Source organism: Streptomyces sp. NPDC058240, assembly GCF_042882135.1.
Taxonomy (GTDB): domain Bacteria; phylum Actinomycetota; class Actinomycetes; order Streptomycetales; family Streptomycetaceae; genus Streptomyces.
The window spans coordinates 171,896-191,600 of the sequence record NZ_JBHVWT010000010.1; the positions used below are offsets into that span (position 1 = coordinate 171,896).

The following is a 19,705-nucleotide window of genomic DNA, read 5'->3' on the forward strand; positions in this document are numbered from 1 at the left end:
GGATGGGAGCCATGGACGCCGTGAACCCCGTGCACCTGACACTGACCAAGAAGACGCACTCCTGCATCCGCCTGGAGAAGGACGGGCGGACGCTCGTCATCGACCCGGGCGGCTTCTCCGAGCAGGACGCCGCCGTCGGCGCCGACGTGATGCTGGTGACGCACGAGCACCCCGACCACTTCGACGAGGGGCGGCTTCGGGCGGGCATGGAGGCCGACCCGGCCGCCGAGATCTGGACCCTGCGCAGCGTCGCCGACCGGCTCGCTGCGGCCTTTCCCGGCCGCGTCCACACCGTCGGCCACGGCGACACCTTCACCGCGGCGGGCTTCGACGTACAGGTGCACGGCGAGCTGCACGCGGTGATCCACCCGGACATCCCGAGGATCACCAACATCGGCTTCCTGGTGGACGGCTCGCTCTTCCACCCGGGCGACGCGCTCACCGTCCCCGACCGGCCCGTCGACACCCTGCTGCTCCCGGTGATGGCCCCCTGGAACAAGATCTCCGAGGTCATCGACTACGTACGCGAGGTCAAGCCGCGCCGCGCCATCGACATCCACGACGCGCTGCTCACCGATCTCGCCCGCCCGATCTACGACAACCAGATCGGCAGCCTCGGCGGCGCCGACCACGGCCGGCTGGCCCCGGGGGACTCGACCGGCCTGTGACCGGCGCCGGTCCGGCGGCTGTCAGTGCCAGCCGCTAGGTTTACGTACATGCGCATCGCCACCTGGAACGTCAATTCGATCACCGCCCGGCTCCCGAGGCTGCTGGCCTGGCTGGAAAGCACCGGCACGGATGTGCTGTGCATCCAGGAGACCAAGTGCACCGCCGAACAGTTCCCGGCGGACGCGCTCCGCGAGCTCGGCTACGAGTCCGCGGTCAACGCCACCGGCCGGTGGAACGGCGTGGCGCTGGTCTCCCGGGCCGGCCTGTCCGACGTGGTCGAGGGACTGCCGGACGGCCCGGACTACGACGGGGTGCAGGAGCCGCGGGCCATCTCCGCGACCTGCGGCCCGGTCCGGGTCTGGTCGGTCTACGTGCCCAACGGCCGCGAGGTCGAGCACGCGCACTACGCGTACAAGCTGCGCTGGTTCGAGGCCCTGCAGAAGGCCGTCGCCGCGGACGCCGCCGGCTCGAAGCCGTTCGCGGTCCTGGGCGACTTCAACGTGGCCCCGACCGACGAGGACGTCTGGGACCCGGCGCTGTTCGAGGGCGCCACGCATGTCACCCCCGCCGAGCGTGCCGCCCTCGCCGCACTGCGCGAGGAGGGGCTGTCGGACGTCATACCGCGCCCGCTCAAGTACGACCGCCCGTACACCTTCTGGGACTACCGGGAGCTGCGCTTCCCGAAGAACAAGGGCATGCGGATCGACCTGGTCTACGGCAACGCGCCCTTCGTCGCGGCGGTCGCGGACAGCTATGTGGACCGGGAGGAGCGCAAGGGCAAGGGCGCGTCCGACCATGCCCCGGTGGTCGTGGACCTCGACATCTGAGGACCCGTTGTCAGTGGTGGCCGATAGCGTGGTTCCTGTCCTTATCCCGCTTGCTGGCTGCTTGCTGTGACCAGGACAGCCCCGCCCGTTCAGCGCCGGGCGGGGCCCCATCCGCCGCTGTCCGTCAGACCGCGGGGACGCCGTCCCGACCGCGATCGGCGGCACGCCGCATCCCCAGTGCCGCCCCGGCGGTGCCCAGCGCCAGGACCATCAGCAGGGCGCTCACCCACAGCGGCGACCGGAAGCCGAATCCCGCACCGATCGCCAGGCCGCCCAGCCAGGGGCCGAGCGCGCCACCCACATTGAACGCGGCCGTGGCGAACGAGCCGGACAGGGTCGGTGCGTCGGACGCCAGCCGGAACACCCAGGAGATCAGCGCCGTACCGGTGCCGAACGCGAGCATCCCCTGGACGAGGACGAGCGCCACGGTCGCGAACGGGCTGCCCGCGGTCAGCGCGAACCCGGTCCAGCCGATCACCAGAGCCACCAGACCGGCCGCGGTGAAGGTGACCGGCCGTGTGTCGACGAGCCGGCCGGCGGCCGTGACACCGATGAACGAGCCCAGTCCGAACAGCGCCAGCAGACCGGGGACCCAGGCCGAGCCGAGCCCTGTCACATGGGTGGCGAGCGGTTCGACATAGGAGAACGCGCAGAACGTCGCCCCCTGTACGAGGGCGCTCGTCAGCAGGGTCAGCAGCAGCCGCGGGCCGGCCAGGGTCCGCAGTTCGACGCTCGCGGGAGCGGGAGTGGACTCCGGCCGCCCCGCCGGAACGGTCCTGGCGATCACGGCGACGGCCGGTACGGAGACCAGGGCCACGGCCCAGAAGGCCGACCTCCACCCCCAGTGCCCGCCCAGCGCCGCACCGGCGGGCACCCCGGCCACACAGGCGATGGTGACGCCCCCGACCACGACCGAAGTGGCGCGTGCCCGTGCTTCGGGCCCGACCATGGAGACCGCGGTCACCAGGGCCACCGCCCAGAAGCCCGCATTGGCCAGGGCCCCGACGACCCGCGTCGCGAGGAGCAGCCCGTAGCCGGGGGTGAGCGCGCCGATGACATGGACGGCGCTGAAGACACAGAGGAAGAAGACAAGGGCGCGGCGGCGCGGCCAGTTCCGGCTGAAGAGCGCCATCAACGGCGCCCCGACGATCATTCCGATCGCGAAGGCCGAGGTCAGCAGCCCCGCGGCGGGGATGGACACATGCAGGTCGTCGGCGATGTCCGAGACCAGACCGGACAGCATGAATTCGGAAGTGCCCTGGGCGAAGACGGCGAGCCCGAGCGCGTAGACAGTGAATGGCATGAAGGAACCCCATGGACGGCTGAAGGATGGACCAGACAGGGGGGTGTGGGCCCACGCCCGCCCGTCATGACGGGCGGCAACGCGGAAGAACGTCCGGGGAGTTCATGGACGTGACTCGGCAACGCGGCAGGCGCCGGAGCCGGAGAGTCCACGCACGGTCGCATCGGGAGCGGTTCACGAGCGCGGACGGGAAGAGCGCAGCCCACACAGCGGTGGTCCTGCGGCGGCAGCCGATGGGAATCGGCTCCGGGCCGGTACGCGGCGCGACGGGAGCGATTCGACGGCGGATCAGCCACCGGCGGACCGGTGGCTAGCCTCTGTCGGACTCGGGGCTGGACATGATCGTGAAGCTACCAGCCCGGATCGCCTCGCCTCCACCCCTTTTCGGCCGGAACCGCGGAACCGCGGAACCGCGGAACCGCGAGACCGTGAAACCCCGGAACCCCGGAACGACGGCCCGGAGCACGTCTGTTGCCGAATACGCGGAACTCCGCCGACGGACCGGCCGACGGCGGAGTTCCGGTGGTGCGGATCAGCCCAGCGACACCAGACGCGCACCGCCGTCGGACTCGATGACCGCACCCGTGGTGTTGGCGTTGGTCGCGGCGAGGACGACGACCTCCGCGATGTCCTCGGCGGTGGCGACGCGCCGGGCCGGCAGGACCGCCGAGACCTGTGCGAAGTAGGCCCGCTTGGCCTCCTCGGGCATGCCGTTCCACCAGGGGGTGTCGACGAACCCGGGGGAGACGGCGTTCACCCGTATCGGGGCGAGTTCGGTGGCCAGCGGTTTCACCAGGGACTAGACCGCACCGTTGATCGCGGCGACGCCCGAGGTCCCGGGCAGACCGGCGCGGGCGGTGATCGCGCCGAGCAACGTGATCGAGCCGTCCTTCGCGAGATGGGGCAGGGCGGCCTTGACCGTGGTGAGGTGCGCCCAGAACTTGGCGTCGAAGGCGCCGCGCAGCACTTCCAGGTCCAGCTCGGCGATCGGGCCGATGCCGTCGCTGCCGCTGAGCGTCAGGACCAGCCAGTCGATGGTGCCGATGGACTCGACGAGTGCGCCGATCTCGTCGGCGTTCCGGGCATCGGCCCGGTGGCCGATCAACCCGGGGTCGGTGGTCGCGATCTCGTCGAGGCGGCCCTTGCCGCGGCCGGCGATGTGGACCGTCGTACCTCGTTCGTGCAGCAGCCGGGCCGTGGCGAGTCCGATGCCGGAGGTTCCTCCGACAACGAGTGCGGTGCGATGGGACACAGGACATCTCCTAATTCGAACCGTGGCGTCTCGTATTAAGCTAGCACCATGTCGACGGAGAACACACCCCCCACCACACCCCCCACCGCACCCCGTCCGGGCCGCAAGCGGAGCGAGGAGAGCCGGATGGCGATCCTGGTCGCCGCGTTCGAGCTGATGGGTGAGGTCGGATACGCGGGCCTGACCATCGAGGGCATCGCCGCCAGGGCCGGCTGCGGGAAGCAGACGATCTACCGGTGGTGGCGATCCAGGGCCGACGTCCTGCTCGACGTGCTCTCCGTCAAGGGCGAGCTGTACGTCACCACCGCCGACCAGGGTTCGTACCGCGACGACCTGCGGGCCTTCCTGGGCGACACCTATGGGCTCGCCGGAAACAGGCAGGTCACCGGCATCCTGTGCGCGCTGATGGCGGAGGCCCAGATCGACGAAGGGTTCGGCGAGCGGTTCCGTACCGGCTTCCTGGAGGGGCGCCGCGAGGCGCTCCGGGAGATCCTCGACCGGGCCGGACGGCGCGGCGACCTGCCGGCCCGCCCGGCGCCGTCCACGGTGCTCGACCTCGTGTTCGGCATGCTCTGGTACCGCGTCCTGGCCACCCGTGAACCCTTCGGCGAGGACCTCGTCGACGAACTGCTGGCCCTTCTCGCGCCGGAATCCGTCGGTTCCGGCGCGAGGAAGGAGTGACCGTCCGCCCGGGGCGGGCCGTGCACGGTGCACACCGCGCAGCGCGCGCGGGCGCTCGCTTCGGGTTCAGCACTCGAACGACAGGCCGCGCGCCCTGTGGTGCGCAACACGGGAGGGATGCGACCCTGAGTGGTATGAACATCCCTTTCTTGGACAACTGGCGTAAGCGTCACGACGGTGCGCGGGGGGCGGGGCTCGCCGCCGCCGTCGCCGCCGATCCCGATGGCGTGGCCGAGCTCCTCGCCGAGTGCGAGCTGCTGCGTGTCCGGGCGGGGCAGCGCGGGCTCGAACTCGACGACAGTCCGGCCTCGTTGGCGGCTCTCGACCAGTTGCCGCCGCGCTGGCGCGACGACCCCGAGGAACTGCCCTGGCTGGGCAACGACGCCGGGTTGTACCTCGGGACGGTCCTGGTGCGGAACGTCCCCGGCGCGGCCTGGAACATCTGGCCCAGTGGACGGCCCGCGGTACGGCTCGCCTCCGGGCGGGAGATCGATGTGGTCGAGGCCGGGCTGGACTGGGCGATGGCCGGCAGTCCCGAACTCTCGCAGGTGTACTCGGAGTCGGCCGAAGGGTAGGGATTTCGCTACAACCGGATAAGAAGCCTTATGCCCCATTTGTGCGTGTCGGTGACGAAGTCCTTTTTCAGGCTGGATAGTTTGCGCTGACCTCGACACAGCGAAAAGTGGGTAGGGCAGCGTATGGCCGTCGATCCGTTGATCGAGCTGCGGGACGTCAACAAGTACTACGGACAGTTGCACGTACTGCGGGACATCAATCTCACCGTCGGCCGCGGGGAGGTGGTGGTGGTCATCGGCCCCTCCGGCTCCGGCAAATCGACGCTCTGCCGGACCATCAACCGGCTGGAGACGATCGAGTCCGGCCGTATCGCGATCGACGGCAGACCCCTCCCGGAGGAAGGGAAGGGCCTCGCCCAGCTCCGGGCCGAAGTGGGCATGGTCTTCCAGTCGTTCAACCTGTTCGCGCACAAGACCGTGCTGGCCAACGTCTCGCTCGCCCAGCTCAAGGTCCGCAAGCGGAAGAAGGACGACGCGGACCGGCGCTCCCGGGAGCTGCTGGAGCGGGTCGGACTGGCCTCGCAGGCCGACAAGTTCCCCGCCCAGCTCTCCGGCGGTCAGCAGCAGCGCGTGGCCATCGCCCGCGCCCTCGCCATGGACCCCAAGGCGCTGCTCTTCGACGAGCCCACCTCGGCACTCGACCCGGAGATGATCAACGAGGTGCTGGAAGTCATGCAGCAGCTCGCCCGGGACGGCATGACCATGGTCGTCGTCACGCACGAGATGGGCTTCGCCCGCTCCGCCGCCAACCGCGTGGTCTTCATGGCCGACGGACGCATCGTCGAGGACCGCACTCCCGAGGCGTTCTTCACCGCTCCCGAGAGCGACCGCGCCAAGGACTTCCTGTCCAAGATCCTCAAGCACTGACGGGGGGCTCCGTGTTGCGTACGAGAAGAGTTCTGGCCGCTTGCGCCGGTCTCCTGCTGGCCGTGCTCGCCGCCGCGTGCGGCAAGGAGGGCAGCCCGCCGGTGAAGGGCCCGAAGCCCGGGCAACTGCCCGTGTACAAGGTCGACTCCGGCTTCCGGCTGCCCGCCTCGCCGACCTGGACGAAGGCGAAGAAGCGCGGCTACCTCCGGGTCGGGGCCAAGGAGGACCAGCCCTACCTGGGCGAGAAGGACCCGGCCACCGGTGTCTACTCCGGCTTCGACATCGAGATCGCCAAGATGATGTCGGCCTCGCTCGGCTTCGACCCGAAGACGATCCGTTTCAAGACCATCGCCTCCGCCAACCGCGAGACGGCGCTGCAGAACGGGCAGATCGACTACTACGTCGGCACCTACACCATCAACGCCATGCGCAAGAAGCTCGTCGGCTTCGCCGGGCCCTACTACATGGCCGGGCAGAGCCTCCTCGTCCGCACCGACGAACACGACATCAACGGCCCTCAGGACCTGGCCGGCAAGACGGTCTGCTCGGCCGCGGGGTCGACCCCGTACCAGCGCATCGCCGCCGACTACCCGAAGGCGATCCTGGTCGCCTACGACACGTACTCGATCTGCGTCGACAACCTGCTGACCTACCAGGTCGACGCCGTCACCACCGACGACGCCATCCTGCTGGGCTTCGCCGCCAAGGCGCCCAAGGAGCTGAAGGTCGTGGGCAAACCGTTCTCCCAGGAGCCGTACGGCATCGGCGTCCCGCGCAGCGACAACGCGCTGCGGTTCGCCCTCAACGACGCCCTGGAGGCGAACGAGAAGAACGGCAACTGGAAGAAGGCGTTCGAGGCCACACTCGGCCTGTCCGGAGTGCCCGCGCCGAAGCCGCCGCCCATCGACCGCTACCCGGCTACCTGAGAGGGCGGGCATCGACCATGGACGTACTCACACAGAATTTCTCGCTCTACGGCAAGGGCTTCCTCGGCACGGTCGAACTGACCGTCTACTCCTCGATCCTGGCCCTGCTCCTCGGCTTCTTCATGGCCTCCTGCCGGGTGTCCCCCGTCGGCTCGCTCCGGGTGCTCGGCACGGTCTGGGTGATGGTGCTGCGCAACACCCCCCTGACGCTGCTCTTCTTCGCCGTCCTGCTCGGACTGCCGCGCTTCGGCCTGGTCCTTCCCTTCAAGCTCTTCGCGGTCCTCGCGCTCGGCTGCTACACCTCCGCGTTCATCTGCGAGGTGCTGCGCTCCGGCATCAACACCGTGCCGACGGGACAGGGCGAGGCGGCCCGCAGCCTCGGCATGACGTTCGGCCAGACGCTGAACACCGTGGTGCTGCCGCAGGCGTTCCGGTCGGTGATCCCGCCGATCGGCTCCACCCTCATCGCCCTCGCCAAGAACTCGGCGATCGCCGGGGCGTTCAGCGTCACCGAACTGCTCGGCACCTACAAGACCCTCAACGAGCTGGGCTACAGCATCATCTGGACCTTCGTCTGGATCGCCGTCGGCTACCTGATCATCACCCTGTCCATCAGTGCGCTCTTCAACGTGATGGAGAAGCGCTGGGGAGTCGCCCGATGACCACCCGCACCGCGCCGTCCCCCACCGCGCTCTACGACATCCCGGGCCCGGTCACCCGCAAACGCCACCGCCTGTACGGGATCGTCTCGACGGCCCTGATCCTCGCCCTGGTCGGCTGGGTCGTCTATCTGCTCTTCGACACCGAACAGTTCACCAGCGCCAAATGGACACCCTTCGAGTACAAGGGCATCCAGGAACTGCTGCTGCGCGGACTGGGCAACACCCTCAAGGCGTTCGCGTACGCCGCGGTGCTCTCCCTCCTGCTGGGCGCCGTCCTCGCCGTCGGCCGGCTCTCCGACCACCGCGCCGTGCGCTGGATCGCGACGCTGCTCGTGGAGTTCTTCCGGGCCATGCCCGTCCTGGTGATGATCTTCTTCATCTTCGTGGCGCTGAAGGTGCAGCCGCTGCCCGCCCTGGTCACCGGTCTGACCCTGTACAACGGCTCGGTGCTCGCCGAGGTGTTCCGTACCGGAATCAACTCGGTGGAGCGCGGCCAGTCCGAGGCCGCGTACGCCCTGGGGATGCGCAAGACGCAGGTCACCACGTTCGTACTGGCCCCGCAGGCGGTACGCGCCATGCTGCCCACGATCATCAGCCAGCTGGTCGTGGCGCTGAAGGACACCTCGCTCGGCTATCTGATCACCTACGAGGAATTCCTCCACGCGGGCAAGCTCATCGCGTCCAACCTCGACTACGATCTTCCCTTCATCCCCGTGGTGATGGTGATCTCGCCGATCTACATCGGGATGTGCATGCTGCTCTCCTGGTTCGCGACCTGGGTGGCCAAGCGGGAACGGCGTAATCCGAAGATGAAGGCCGTGGAGATCGCACCGGCCGAACCAGGAACGCTGCTGCCGGGAGTGCAGTAGCGGGGTCCGCCGCGAGGCGGTCCCGGCAGAGCGGTGCCTGCCCGGCAGCAGCCGGTGATCACTTCTCGCGCAACGGCACGGACACGTACGACGGGTCCGCCGGGGTCGAGGAGAAGGTCAGCTGTGATCCGGTCGGGTTGTGCTCGATGTACAGCGGGTCGACGGTGTCGATCACCAGGGTGAGACGGTGACCGGCCGGGACGTCGTAGGCGGTGGAGAACAGCTCCAGGTCTACGGGGAACGGCCGGCCCGGCGTCCGCCCGTGGAAGGTATAGGGGGCGTTGCTGATCAGCTTGCCCAGGCCGAGCGGCCCTTCGTCGTAGAGATACGCGACGAAGGTGCCGCTCTCCTTGTTTCCGGTCACCGTGGTGTGGAGCTTCGCCGTGCCCCGGATGTGCTGCGGTGCGGCGTACTTCCCGGACTGCCAGACGCCCGCGAAGGTACGGGGCAGCAGCGGGACGGAGGCGAGCGGCGGGAGCTTCACGAACTGGTCGGGGGCGTTGGACAGCATGACGATGCCGCCGTTGGCGCCCGAGTCGATGTTCGCGTGGATCCTCTTCGTGCCGTCGAGTGCGATCCGTTCCTCGGCGGCGCCCACCGACTTCCAGTCCGGGTAGCCCTCGTAGCCGCCGTCCGTACGGGACTTGAGCTGGACCGGCGGCTCCTCGTCGATGCCGTTGCGCTCGCCCTTGAGGTAGCGGTCGAACCAGCGGTGGGCGTCGGTCCAGGTGTCGTTGGGCAGGCCGAGCAGTCCGGTGTCCTCCGCCGTGGCGTGGTCTCCCGGGCGGAACCCCAGGCGCTTGGGGCCGCTCAGCTTCTCGTAGAACGAGGCGTTCTGGTTCGGCGGAAAGATCGTGTCGCCCCAGGCGTTGCCCATCATGACGGCCGCCGCGCCGTTGGCGTTGATCTCGTCGAGGTAGGTGGCGGGGGAGCGCTTCCTGCCCCACTCGATCATGTCCTGTTCCCTGGCGAGGTCGGAGCCGAGGAATTCGGTGAGCGTACGGTTCAGCTCCTCGCTCGGGCGGCCGGAGAGCAGACCGGCGCCGCCGAGGAGGGCGGCGGCCTGGAGGTGCTGGGTGCGGCCGCTGTAGATCGACTCGATGAGATCGGCCCAGCCGCTGAGCGCGACCACGGCCTTGATCCGCCTGTCGTGCCCGGCCGCGAGGAGGCTGATGTCCGCCCCGTAGGAGACTCCGCCCATGCCGATGCGGTCCGGGTCGGCAGGGGTGTTGGCGAGGGCCCCAGTCGATGACCGAGGAGACGTCCGCGAGGTCCGGCGGGCCCGCGACCTCGATCCTGCCGCCGGAGAGCCAGAAGCCCCGTGAGGTGTAGCCGACCACCACATAACCGGAGTCGGCGAGCTTCTGCGCCTGGGCGAAGTACTCGACCTGCGGCATGCCCCAGCTGGTGGGCAGCACGATCAGCGGGTGCTTCGCGCCCGGCTCCGCTCAGGCGGGCGTGAACACATTGCCCTTGAGCGTGATCCCGCCGGAGCCGGGGATGTCGTGGAACTCCAGGCCCGGCGCGGAAGCCGCGACCGCCGCGGCGGGAGGCAGGGCGGCGGCGGCCGGAGCCGCGGCGAGGGCGGCTCCGGCGAACAGGACGGCGGCTGTTCCGATGGAAGCGGTGATGCGCGGAGCCGGGTAGGGACGTCCCACGGGTCACGCCTCACGCGTGCACGGCAAAGTGACCCGACGGTAACCCTGGCCCCTTACTCGTGGTAACTCGTCGGTAAGTTACGTGAGGGCAACGATCGCCGGGCCTGCTGCCGGAGGCCCGGCGCGGCTCCTCGGCCCGCTACAGCGCGCTCTTCGCCTGCCAGTCGGACCACGACACGTTCCACGCGCCGTACCCGTTGCCCTCCGCGACCGTGCCCTTGGCGTCCGCGCCGGTGATCTCGAACGGGTCACCGACCCGCACCTGCTGGTACAGCGCGGCGGCGTTGGCGTCGCTCATCCCCACACAGCCCGAACTGTGGTTGGCCACCCCGAAGTAGGCCGCGTTCCACGGCGCCGCGTGGGCGTACATCCCCGACCAGGTCAGCCGCATCGAGGAGTCGACCATCTTGTCGTAGGCATCGCCGAGGCCGACCGTCTCGGAGCGCATGTTGATCGTGCCCTCCTTGGCCATCAGTACGGCGGTGCCGCGCCAGGACGCCTTCTCGCCGCCGGGGGTGCCGGCCGACATGGGCACGTCCATGACGGTCTTCCCGTCCCGCTTCAGCGCCAGCCGGTGACGGTCGAGATCGACCTTGACCACCTGGTCGGCGCCGATCGTGAAGGTGGTCCGGTAGTCGCGGACGAACCAGCCGCCGGACGGGCCCGAGTCGATGCCGTTGAGATCGGCGTCGAGCGTGACCTTCGTGCCGGACTTCCAGTACTCCTTGGGCCGCCAGTCGACGCGGTCCTTGCCCGAGTAGTCCTGCAGCCAGCCCCAGGAGCCCTCGGTGTTGTTCGAGGTGGAGACCTTCAGGGCCTTCTCCACCGCCGCCTTGTCCTTGACCGGGTTGTCGAAGACGACCGAGAGCGGCTGTGCCACGCCGACCGTGGTGTTCTTGCCGGGGGCCAGCGACAGCTTGTTGACCTTGTCGGCGGCGGCGGTGGTGAAGCCGGCCTTCGCGCTGCCGCCCTCGGTGTTCTTCGCCTCGACGCCGTACGTGGTGCCGGGCGCGGCCGGCCGGTCCGACGTCCAGGTCCTGCCGTCGGCGGATATCCGGCCGGTGAGCTCCTCGCCGCCGTCCGCGCTCACGGTGACCGCCTTCAGCTTTCCGGTGCCCAGTGTCACCTTCACCGGCGTGCCCGGGGCTGCCTGGGCGCCCCGGAGGTTCACCGAGATCTTGGCGTCGGAGGCCGACGCGGCCGCGTGGCCCTTGTTCGACTCCGAGTCCGACGCGGCGGCACCGGAACAGGCGGTGAGCATGGTACCGAGCACCGCGGTACCGGCGATCAGGGTGAGCCGGACCGGGCGGCCGAGCGGAGCGGTACGGCGTACGGGCCGGCGTGCAGCGATCAACGGAAAAACCTCCAAGGCATTGCTTCTCGTCGATGGAGAGGTATTTGTCCGACGATAGGTTCCGCAAATCGGCCAAAAACCGGGAAATGCCCTGTGTGACATGTACCGCAGCACAACGGTCATCGTCCGGTCACATATGCCGCTCGGCTCCGTCACGGACCGCTGTGAGCATCCTGTGCGGCCCCGCAGAGCCGACAGCGGGGCGGACCAGGGAGGGCCACGAACATGTCAGCGCTGCTCGCGACCGGAGACCGCGGCCATGACCGGGAGCTGCGGATACGCGGCCTGACCGCCGCCGAGCACCGGGCATTCCTGTCCACCCGCCCGGGGGCGAGTTTTCTGCAATACCCGTCCTGGGCCGGGGTGAAGGACCGCTGGACCTCGGAAATGGTCGGCTGGTACGGCGACTCCGGCGAACTGACGGGAGCCGCTCTGGTGCTCTACCGCCAATTCCCCGGAACCCGCAAATACTTCGCCTATCTGCCCGAAGGTCCGGTGGCCGACTGGGCCGCCCCGGACATCGACGGCTGGCTCGGCCCGCTCATGGCACATCTGCGCAGAGCCGGCGCCTTCGCCGTACGGATCGGTCCCTCACCGGCGTACCGCCGCTGGGACACCGGCCGTCTCAAGGCGGCCACCGGGCCCGGCCGGAAAGTCTCCGACGTGCTGGCGACCGAGGTGGACCCGCTCGGCGCGGCCGTCGCCGATCGGCTCCGGGCCCGCGGCTGGCGCCGCTGCGGCGGCGACGGCGAGGACGCCGACGCGCAGCCGCGCCATGTCTTCCACGTGCCGCTCGCCGGACGGACCCCCGACCAGCTCTGGACCGGGCTCAACCAGGAATGGCGCCGCAACGTGCGCAAGGCCCGGAAGGCCGGGGTGCGGATCGTCATCGGCGGAGAGTCCGAACTCCCGGAGTTCCACCGGCTGCTGCGGATCACCGAGGAACGCGACGGCTTCCGGCTCGGCCGCTCCCTCGCCTATTTCCAGCGGCAGTACGCCGTGCTCAACGCCGAACAGCCCGGCCGGATGAGGCTCTACCTCGCCGTCCACCAGGGCGAGATCCTGGCCGCCCACACCATGGTCAGCACCGGCCGACGGGTCTGGTACCAGACCGGAGCGTCCGCCGACCACCGCCGCGAGGTCCGTCCCAGCAACGCGTTGCAGTGGCGGATGATGCTCGATGCCCATGGGCTCGGTGCCGATGTGCACGACATGCGCGGGGTACCCTCCACCCTTGACCCCGACGATCGCCCCTTCGGGCTGCTCCGCTGGAAGCTCGGCACCGGCGGTCAGGTCGTCGAGACGCTCGGAGAGTGGGAGACATCGGTGGGCGGAGCCACGAACAACGCGCTGTACCGGGCGTTCCAGGCGTATCTGGCCCGCCGATGACGGCCACCGAAGCGACCGGCACGACGGTCGCGGACCCCAAGCCCCGTTCGGTGCTGCGCAACGGCGCCGTCATGGCGGCCGGCTCCATCGTCTCCCGGGCGACCGGCTTCATACGCTCGGCGGTCGTCGTCGCCGCGCTCGGCACCGGGCTCCGGGCCGACGGGTACAACGTCGCCAACACCGTGCCCAACATCCTCTACACGCTGCTCATCGGCGGGGCGCTCAACGCCGTCTTCGTCCCCGAGCTGGTGCGGGCGGCGAAGAACCACGCCGACGGCGGTGCCGCGTACACCGACCGGCTGCTCACCGTCTGCACCGTCGGCCTCCTCGCCCTCACCGGCCTCACGGTTTTCGCGGCCCCGTGGATCGTCGCGGTCTACGCCCCCGGCTACCACGGCGCACAGGCGGACGTGACCGTCGCACTGGCCCGCTACTGCCTGCCGCAGATCCTCTTCTACGGACTGTTCACCCTCCTCGGGCAAGTACTGAATGCCCGGGGCCGGTTCGGCGCGATGATGTGGACCCCGGTCCTCAACAACGTGGTGATCATCGCCGTGTTCGGGCTCTATCTGGGCATCGCGGCGGGCTCCGACGGCACGCTCGCCCCAGCCCAGGCCCGGTGGCTCGGCTGGGGCACGACGGCCGGGATCGTCGTCCAGACGCTCGCCCTGGTGCCCGCGCTGCGCGCCGCGAAATTCCGCTGGCGCCCCCGGTTCGACTGGCGGGGCAGCGGCCTCACCCGACCGCTGCGCGCGGCCGGCTGGCTGGTCACGCTCGTGCTGACCAACCAGATCGCCTACTGGGTGGTGACCCGGCTCTCCACCACCATCGGCCAGCGTGCCCATGACATGGAAATGGCGGGAGGCGCCGGCTACACCGCGTACAGCTACGCCTATCAGTTGTGGGTGGTGCCGCACGGCATCGTGACCGTCTCGCTCGTCACCGCAATGATGCCCCGGATGAGCCGGTCGGCGGCCGACAACGACCTGACGGGCCTGCGGCGCGACGTCTCGTACGCCCTGCGCACCTCGGCCGCGGTCGTGGTGCCCGCGGTGGCCCTGCTGTTCGCACTGGCACCGTGGGTGATGGGAGCGGTGTACGGGTACGGGGCCACGGACGACGCGGACATCGCCGTGATGGCGGGCATGACGATGGCGTTCGCGCCCGGACTCATCGCCTACTCGGGGCAGTACGTGCTCTCCCGGGCATTCTACGCGATGAGCGACACCCGCACGCCGTTCCTCCTCAATCTGGTGATCGCGGCGCTCAACGCCGGGCTCTCGGTCGCCGCGTATCTGCTGCTGCCGGTCCGCTGGGCCGTGACGGGAATGGCCGGCGCCTACTCGGTGGCGCTGTTCGCGGGCTTCGCGGCCACCGCGTACGTGCTGCACCGCAGGCTCGCCCGCGGTGACGCCGCCGGAACCTCGCCGGTACGTTCGCCCGCGCTGTGGGCGCAGCTCCGGCTGGTGGTGGCGTCCGTGCCCGCCGGGCTGCTGGGGTACCTGGCGGCTCGGAGCTGCGCCGGGTTCGGGGACTTCGCGGCGGTGGGCGCGGGCTCTTTCGTGCTCCTGCTCACGGTGGCGCTGCTGGCCCGGCCGCTCCGGCTGCGGGAGGTCAGCGCCGTGATCGCGGCGGGCCGGGGACGGCTGCGGCGGGCATGACCCCGCCGGGCAGACCTGCCCGCTCACCCATTCGAATCCATTTCTTGATCGCTGGGATACTGCTGCCATGCCTCGCGTGTTGCTGATCGAAGACGACCCCTCCGTACGCGAAGGGGTCGAGCTGGGGCTGCGGCGGCGCGGCCACGAACTGCGCGCCGTGGAGAGCGGCGAGGCGGGGCTGGCCGCCCTGGGGGAGTTCCGACCCGATCTGGTGCTCCTCGACCTGATGCTCCCCGCGATGAACGGGGTCCAGGTCTGCCGCCGGATACGCGAGACCAGCCAGCTGCCGATCATCATGCTCACGGCCCGGGGCGACGACTTCGACGTGGTCGTCGGGCTGGAGGCCGGCGCCGACGACTACATCGTCAAGCCGGCCCGTACCGAAGTGATCGAGGCCAGGATCCGTGCCGTACTGCGCAGGCTCGTCGAACCGGCCGGGCGCGGAGGCACCGAGATCCACGGCGAACTGGCCGTCGACCGGGCCGGACTCTCGGTCGCCAAGGCCGGGCAGCGCCTCCTGCTCGCACCCTCCGAACTGAAACTGCTGCTCCATCTGTCGGCCTCGCCCGAGCAGGTCTTCAGCAGACAGCAGCTCCTCGAATACGTCTGGGAGCACAGCTACCACGGGGACGCGCGCCTGGTCGACGCGTGTGTGCGGCGGCTGCGGCAGAAGGTCGAGGACGTGACGGGCAGCCCGCGCTACATCCAGACCGTCCGCGGCTTCGGATACCGCTTCGGTCCGCTCGGATGAGACTCTTCGCCGCACGGTTCGGACTGCGTACCCGTCTCGTCGGAGCCTTCCTCCTGGTCGCGGCGATCAGCGCCGCCACCACCGCCACCCTCACCTACCGCGAGGCCCGTTCAGCCATCCTGCAACAGGCCCAGGACACGGCCGTCGACCAGTTCCGCGACCGGATCGGCGCACAGGCCGTGACCCTGCCGGTGGACGAGGAACAGCTGCGGCGGGCCTGCCGCAGTCTCGCCAATGAAGGCAAGCCGCATCCCTGGGTCGTCTTCGCCGAGTACGGGACGATCCGGGTCTCCTCCTCGGACAGTCCCACCTCCGGGGTGATCACACCCGAACTGCAGGCCGCCGCCCGAGGCAGCGCGCACGGCTCCTTCCAACGGGTCGTCAAGGACGGCGTGCCCTGGCTGACCATCGGAATGCCCGCCCTCATCGACCGCGGCGACGGGGGTCAGCCCACCGGGCTCGTCCTCTACGCCGTGATGCGGCTCTCCACCGAGGAGGCCAATGTCGAAGCCATGGTGACCGCAGCCCGCGACGGCGCTCTGCCCGCGCTCCTGATCGCGCTGGTGCCCGCACTGCTCGCGGCCCGCAGCGTGCTGCGCCCGGTGCGCGACCTGCGGCGGGCCGCCGCGGGCATCGGCCGGGGCGAACTCGACACCCGGATCGAGGTCCGGGGCTCCGACGAACTCGCCGGACTCGCCCGGACGTTCAACGACTCGTCGACGAAGCTCCAGGAGTCGGTGGCGGAGCTCCGGCAGGCGGAGGCGCGGGCCCGGCGCTTCGCCTCCGACGTCTCGCACGAGCTGCGCACCCCGCTCGCCGGAATGCTCGCCGTCACCGAGGTGCTCGACGAGGACGCGGCCCAGCTGAACCCCGACACCGCGGCGGCCGTCCGGCTGATCAGTGCCGAGACGGGCAAGCTCGCCACCCTCGTCGAGGACCTGATGGAGATCTCCCGCTTCGACGCGAGGGCCGCGGATCTCCACCTCGACGAGGTCGATGTCGCCGAAGTGATCCGCAAGACCCTGGAGAACAGGCACTGGGAAGACCGGGTCCGCACCGAACTCACCGACGGAATACGGGCGATGCTCGATCCGCGCCGCTTCGACGTCATCGTCGCCAACCTCGTCGGCAACGCCCTGCGGCACGGTGCGGAGCCCGTCACGGTACGGCTGCGGACCGAACGGAAGGGTGCGGTGGACCGGCTGGTGGCCGAGGTCGCGGACAGCGGTCCGGGCATCGACCCCGCCGTGCTGCCCCATATCTTCGACCGCTTCTACAAGGCCGAAGCGGCCCGCACCCGGTCGGCCGGCAGCGGACTCGGACTGGCGATCACCCAGGAGAACGTACGGCTGCACGGCGGCACCGTGCGCGCCGCCGACGGGCCCGGGGGCGGCGCGGTCCTCACCGTGGAACTGCCGCTGGAGGGGCCGTGAGGGGCGTATGCGCCCTCGGCGCACTGCTGCCCCTCGTCCTGCTGGCGACCGGGTGCGGGATACGGGCCACGGACGTCGTCGAGGTCGGCGACCCGGCGATCGTCGACGTGGCGCCGGGACGCGAACAGAGCACACTGCTCTACTTCGTGTCCTCGTCCTCCGCGAACCGGCTGATGCCCGTCGTGCGGCCCATCGAGATACCGGCGGAAGGCACCTCCTCGGGCGATACACAAGTGGCGTGGCGAGGGGCCGACCGGGCGGTCGCCCTGCTCTTCGAAGGGCCGAACAAGAGCGAGGTCGCGACCGGCCTGCGCACCGAACTTCCCTACGCACGCATCGATCTGAGCATCGAGCTGGGCCCGGACGGTGTCCGGGTCCGGTTGAACGCGGCCGTCACCACACTCTCCGAGGTGGCCCGCCAGCAGCTGATCTGCACCGCCGCGCAGGCCCGCACCGCGGACCGGGGCGAGGCGGTGAAGGTGGTCGGCACCGACGGCGTCATCGGGCCGGCCCGATGCGCCGTGTGATCCCAGCCTGTCGAAGGGTGCCTGGCCTGACCCGGGTGGAGCCTGGCCTCCGCCTTGCTCGACTTGGGCGGGGCGGGTGATCGCCATGGTGTACCTGACGCCTCACGTGGAGTGTGTTGCGGTCCTCGAACCGGCCGCTCCCCGGTTCTCGACCGAAACCGGGGGAGCGGCCCCGTGACGCCTTTCATCCGTACTCGTGTTTCATCCGCACTCGTGCGGTATGCCGACTCCGGCGCCGGATGACGGGGAGCATCGCGGCCATACAAGGCCACAGTTCGATCCGGCCACGGCTGACTCGCACCCTTCTCGTACGGTCGTCACTTGCTCACACTGCGTACAGGGAGCGCAGGGGAGGGCATCGATCTCGTGGCCGGTCGTGGACGGGGTCTCGCCACTCGTAGGCGGCGAGCGGCGCGTGCGAAGAGAGTGGCGGCTCAGAGGCTGTCGGGTGACCTCGGACCGGGCGGCCACGCCCTGGTGCGCACGCTTCCCGCGTTGTCGTCGGTCGACGACGCTCCGCGTCGACTCCCTCCTCCGCCTCGGAATCGCACGCACCGGACCGCGTCCGCTTTTCCGATCCGAGGTCACCCGACAGCCTCTCGGATCCGCATCTTGCGCCGCGCCCGGGGAGGCTTGCGACCGGTCTCGGCGTCCACCGCGAGCACGGTACCGGCGTGCGTGCCCACGTAGACGACCCCGTCGGCGTAGACGGGGCCGGTGCCGCGGCCATCGAGTGCGTGCCGCCACAGGACCGCGCCGGCGCTCAGGCTGACCCCGGAGACCTGTCCACCCCGGGCCGTGAGCTGGCGGGATGCCGCGAGGGCGACGCGGCCGTGACGGCCGGCGACAACGACATGCACAGCACTGAAAGTAGTCGCGTGTTACGTTGTGTGTTCAAGCTGCGTCAGGTGACGGTGCGAAGCCGTACAGCCCCGGGGTGCCAGTAGCCGGAAGACGCAGAGGCGAGAAGCCACGGGGACCACTCCGCCCGCTCCTCCGCCGATGGGCGCCACCCCACGCTCGGTGTAAACCGTCACGTGACCGGCGGACACGGACGGGAACCCAACACCGCCGACGCGGTGTCACTGGCCGCCGCACGGCAGGAGGACCATGACCGCCAACGAGGACACTCTTCCCCTGCACCGGCTGACGTTCGCCGCCCCCGGCCCGCCCCAGCACACAACACTGCCCGACGGCAGCCCCGCCTGGCACTTCACCCGCTACGACGACGTCCGCCAGGTCCTGGCCGACGACCGGTTCACCCGAGCCCTGCTGCCCACGAAAGCCGCCTCGCCCCTCACCGACACCCCCGACGCCATGGCCAAGCAGGACGGCACCGGACATCTGCGACTGCGCCACACCGCCAAAGGCGCCTTCACCCCTCGCGCGATCGGCCGCGTGATGCCCATGGTCGCCGAGACGGTCGACCGGTTCATCGCCGACCTCGCCGACCACGGCCCACCCACGGACCTCGTCGACCACTACACCCGCCCCCTGCCCATCGCCGTCATGAACAAGTTACTGGGCATCCACGACCTGGACGACGCCCGGCTGCTGCGCTGGACCGAACTCGCCTTCCCCGAACCCTCGGTTCCCGAAGACGAAACCGCCGAGGCCGCACGCGAGTTCACCGAATTCGCCACCCGCCTCATGGCCGAACGCCGACGCACCCCCGGCCCGGACCTGATCACCACCCTCGTACAGACCGCCGACCGCGAAGGCGGCATCCCCGAACCCCAACTCGTCAACTTCGTCACCACCCTCGCGGTCGCCGGCTACGACACCACCGTGACCATGCTGGGCAACGCCCTCCTCTACCTCCTGGACGAACGCCCGCAGGACTGGACCCGCCTGGCCTCCGACGAAGACGAAGCAGCCGCCGGGGCACTGGCCGACCGCCTGACACACCTGATCCCGCTCAACGACCCCGCGAAACGATTCAACCCGCTGCGCGCCACCGAAGACCTGGAGATCGGCGGGACAGCCATCCGGGCCGGAGACCTCGTCACCCTCGACCGCGGCGCGGCCAACCGCGATCCTGCGGCCTTCCCCGGCGACCCCTTCGCCGACCTGTTCGCCCCACTGGAACACCCCACCCTCGCCTTCGGCGGAGGACAGCACTACTGCCTGGGTGTCGCCCTGGCCCGCACGGAACTCCGCCTCGCCCTGCACCGACTGGCCACCCGGCTCCCCAACCTCCGCCTGACCGTGCCGGTCGACGCCGTCGAGTGGCACACGAGTGCTCTCACCCGAAGCCCCCGGCACCTGCCCGCGACCTGGTAGCTCCCAGCTGCTCGACAC

The 19,705-nt window shown here is 70.0% G+C and carries 17 protein-coding genes and 2 pseudogenes; 14 read left to right on the forward strand and 5 right to left on the reverse strand.

Annotation, left to right across the window (positions count from 1 at the left end; genetic code table 11):
* Nucleotides 1-11 precede the first annotated feature (11 nt).
* Entirely contained in the window at nt 12-668 is a 657-nt protein-coding gene (locus ACFVX4_RS19315) for an MBL fold metallo-hydrolase (RefSeq protein WP_389978530.1), read from the forward strand.
* Nucleotides 669-716: 48 nt separating this feature from the next.
* Nucleotides 717-1,496 carry an exodeoxyribonuclease III gene (locus ACFVX4_RS19320; RefSeq protein ID WP_389978533.1) on the forward strand — a complete coding sequence of 260 codons (780 nt, stop codon included), beginning with the start codon at nt 717-719 and terminating at the stop codon, nt 1,494-1,496.
* A gap of 124 nt (nt 1,497-1,620) precedes the next feature.
* Here the strand turns inward: ACFVX4_RS19320 and ACFVX4_RS19325 are convergent, their stop codons facing one another.
* Both ACFVX4_RS19325 and ACFVX4_RS19330 read right to left on the reverse strand, forming a co-directional pair.
* Nucleotides 1,621-2,799: a Cmx/CmrA family chloramphenicol efflux MFS transporter gene (locus ACFVX4_RS19325; protein ID WP_389978536.1), complete on the reverse strand. Its 1,179-nt coding sequence runs from the start codon at nt 2,797-2,799 to the stop codon at nt 1,621-1,623.
* Between the two features lie 532 nt (nt 2,800-3,331).
* Nucleotides 3,332-4,051: pseudogene (locus tag ACFVX4_RS19330) on the reverse strand (SDR family oxidoreductase).
* 48 nt (nt 4,052-4,099) lie between these two features.
* Between ACFVX4_RS19330 and ACFVX4_RS19335 the strand changes: the two are divergent.
* The 6 genes from ACFVX4_RS19335 (at nt 4,100) to ACFVX4_RS19360 (ending at nt 8,631) form a co-directional block, all read left to right on the forward strand.
* Nucleotides 4,100-4,732: a TetR/AcrR family transcriptional regulator gene (locus ACFVX4_RS19335; protein ID WP_389978539.1), complete on the forward strand. Its 633-nt coding sequence runs from the start codon at nt 4,100-4,102 to the stop codon at nt 4,730-4,732.
* A 134-nt stretch (nt 4,733-4,866) separates the two neighbouring features.
* Nucleotides 4,867-5,307, forward strand: a complete 441-nt coding sequence (locus ACFVX4_RS19340) for a DUF6278 family protein (protein ID WP_389978541.1) — start codon at nt 4,867-4,869, stop codon at nt 5,305-5,307.
* A 123-nt stretch (nt 5,308-5,430) separates the two neighbouring features.
* Complete coding sequence (locus tag ACFVX4_RS19345; protein WP_389978544.1) at nt 5,431-6,174, forward strand: amino acid ABC transporter ATP-binding protein; 744 nt, start codon at nt 5,431-5,433, stop codon at nt 6,172-6,174.
* 14 nt (nt 6,175-6,188) lie between these two features.
* Nucleotides 6,189-7,100: a glutamate ABC transporter substrate-binding protein gene (locus ACFVX4_RS19350; RefSeq protein WP_389978668.1), complete on the forward strand. Its 912-nt coding sequence runs from the start codon at nt 6,189-6,191 to the stop codon at nt 7,098-7,100.
* Between the two features lie 17 nt (nt 7,101-7,117).
* Nucleotides 7,118-7,762, forward strand: a complete 645-nt coding sequence (locus ACFVX4_RS19355) for an amino acid ABC transporter permease (protein ID WP_389978547.1) — start codon at nt 7,118-7,120, stop codon at nt 7,760-7,762.
* Nucleotides 7,759-8,631: an amino acid ABC transporter permease gene (locus ACFVX4_RS19360; protein ID WP_389978550.1), complete on the forward strand. Its 873-nt coding sequence runs from the start codon at nt 7,759-7,761 to the stop codon at nt 8,629-8,631. Before ACFVX4_RS19355 ends, ACFVX4_RS19360 begins: the two co-directional genes overlap by 4 nt.
* 58 nt (nt 8,632-8,689) lie before the next feature.
* Here ACFVX4_RS19360 and ACFVX4_RS19365 read toward each other — a convergent pair.
* Together ACFVX4_RS19365 and ACFVX4_RS19370 are read right to left on the reverse strand one after the other, a co-directional pair.
* A pseudogene (locus ACFVX4_RS19365) lies at nt 8,690-10,289 on the reverse strand (CocE/NonD family hydrolase).
* 139 nt (nt 10,290-10,428) lie between these two features.
* Nucleotides 10,429-11,643: an Ig-like domain-containing protein gene (locus tag ACFVX4_RS19370; RefSeq protein WP_389978553.1), complete on the reverse strand. Its 1,215-nt coding sequence runs from the start codon at nt 11,641-11,643 to the stop codon at nt 10,429-10,431.
* A 225-nt stretch (nt 11,644-11,868) separates the two neighbouring features.
* Between ACFVX4_RS19370 and ACFVX4_RS19375 the strand changes: the two genes are divergently transcribed.
* The 5 genes from ACFVX4_RS19375 (at nt 11,869) to ACFVX4_RS19395 (ending at nt 17,404) form a co-directional block, all read left to right on the forward strand.
* The gene (locus tag ACFVX4_RS19375) at nt 11,869-13,032 is read left to right on the forward strand and encodes a lipid II:glycine glycyltransferase FemX (protein WP_389978556.1); all 1,164 of its coding nucleotides are present in this window, start codon (nt 11,869-11,871) and stop codon (nt 13,030-13,032) included.
* The gene (gene murJ, locus ACFVX4_RS19380; RefSeq protein ID WP_389978559.1) at nt 13,029-14,693 is read left to right on the forward strand and encodes a murein biosynthesis integral membrane protein MurJ; all 1,665 of its coding nucleotides are present in this window, start codon (nt 13,029-13,031) and stop codon (nt 14,691-14,693) included. The genes ACFVX4_RS19375 and murJ overlap by 4 nt, the downstream gene beginning before the upstream one ends.
* A 67-nt stretch (nt 14,694-14,760) precedes the next feature.
* On the forward strand, nt 14,761-15,444 hold the full coding sequence (locus ACFVX4_RS19385; protein WP_389978562.1) for a response regulator: 684 nt from the start codon (nt 14,761-14,763) through the stop codon (nt 15,442-15,444).
* Nucleotides 15,441-16,877 (forward strand): sensor histidine kinase, encoded by a 1,437-nt coding sequence (locus ACFVX4_RS19390; RefSeq protein ID WP_389978565.1) that lies wholly within the window; start codon nt 15,441-15,443, stop codon nt 16,875-16,877. The genes ACFVX4_RS19385 and ACFVX4_RS19390 overlap by 4 nt, the downstream gene beginning before the upstream one ends.
* On the forward strand, nt 16,874-17,404 hold the full coding sequence (locus ACFVX4_RS19395; RefSeq protein WP_389978568.1) for a hypothetical protein: 531 nt from the start codon (nt 16,874-16,876) through the stop codon (nt 17,402-17,404). Before ACFVX4_RS19390 ends, ACFVX4_RS19395 begins: the two co-directional genes overlap by 4 nt.
* A 584-nt stretch (nt 17,405-17,988) precedes the next feature.
* Here the strand turns inward: ACFVX4_RS19395 and ACFVX4_RS19400 are convergent.
* On the reverse strand, nt 17,989-18,264 hold the full coding sequence (locus ACFVX4_RS19400) for a PQQ-binding-like beta-propeller repeat protein (protein WP_389978571.1): 276 nt from the start codon (nt 18,262-18,264) through the stop codon (nt 17,989-17,991).
* Nucleotides 18,265-18,514: 250 nt separating this feature from the next.
* Between ACFVX4_RS19400 and ACFVX4_RS19405 the strand changes: the two genes are divergently transcribed.
* The gene (locus ACFVX4_RS19405) at nt 18,515-19,687 is read left to right on the forward strand and encodes a cytochrome P450 (RefSeq protein ID WP_389978574.1); all 1,173 of its coding nucleotides are present in this window, start codon (nt 18,515-18,517) and stop codon (nt 19,685-19,687) included.
* Nucleotides 19,688-19,705: the final 18 nt, after the last annotated feature.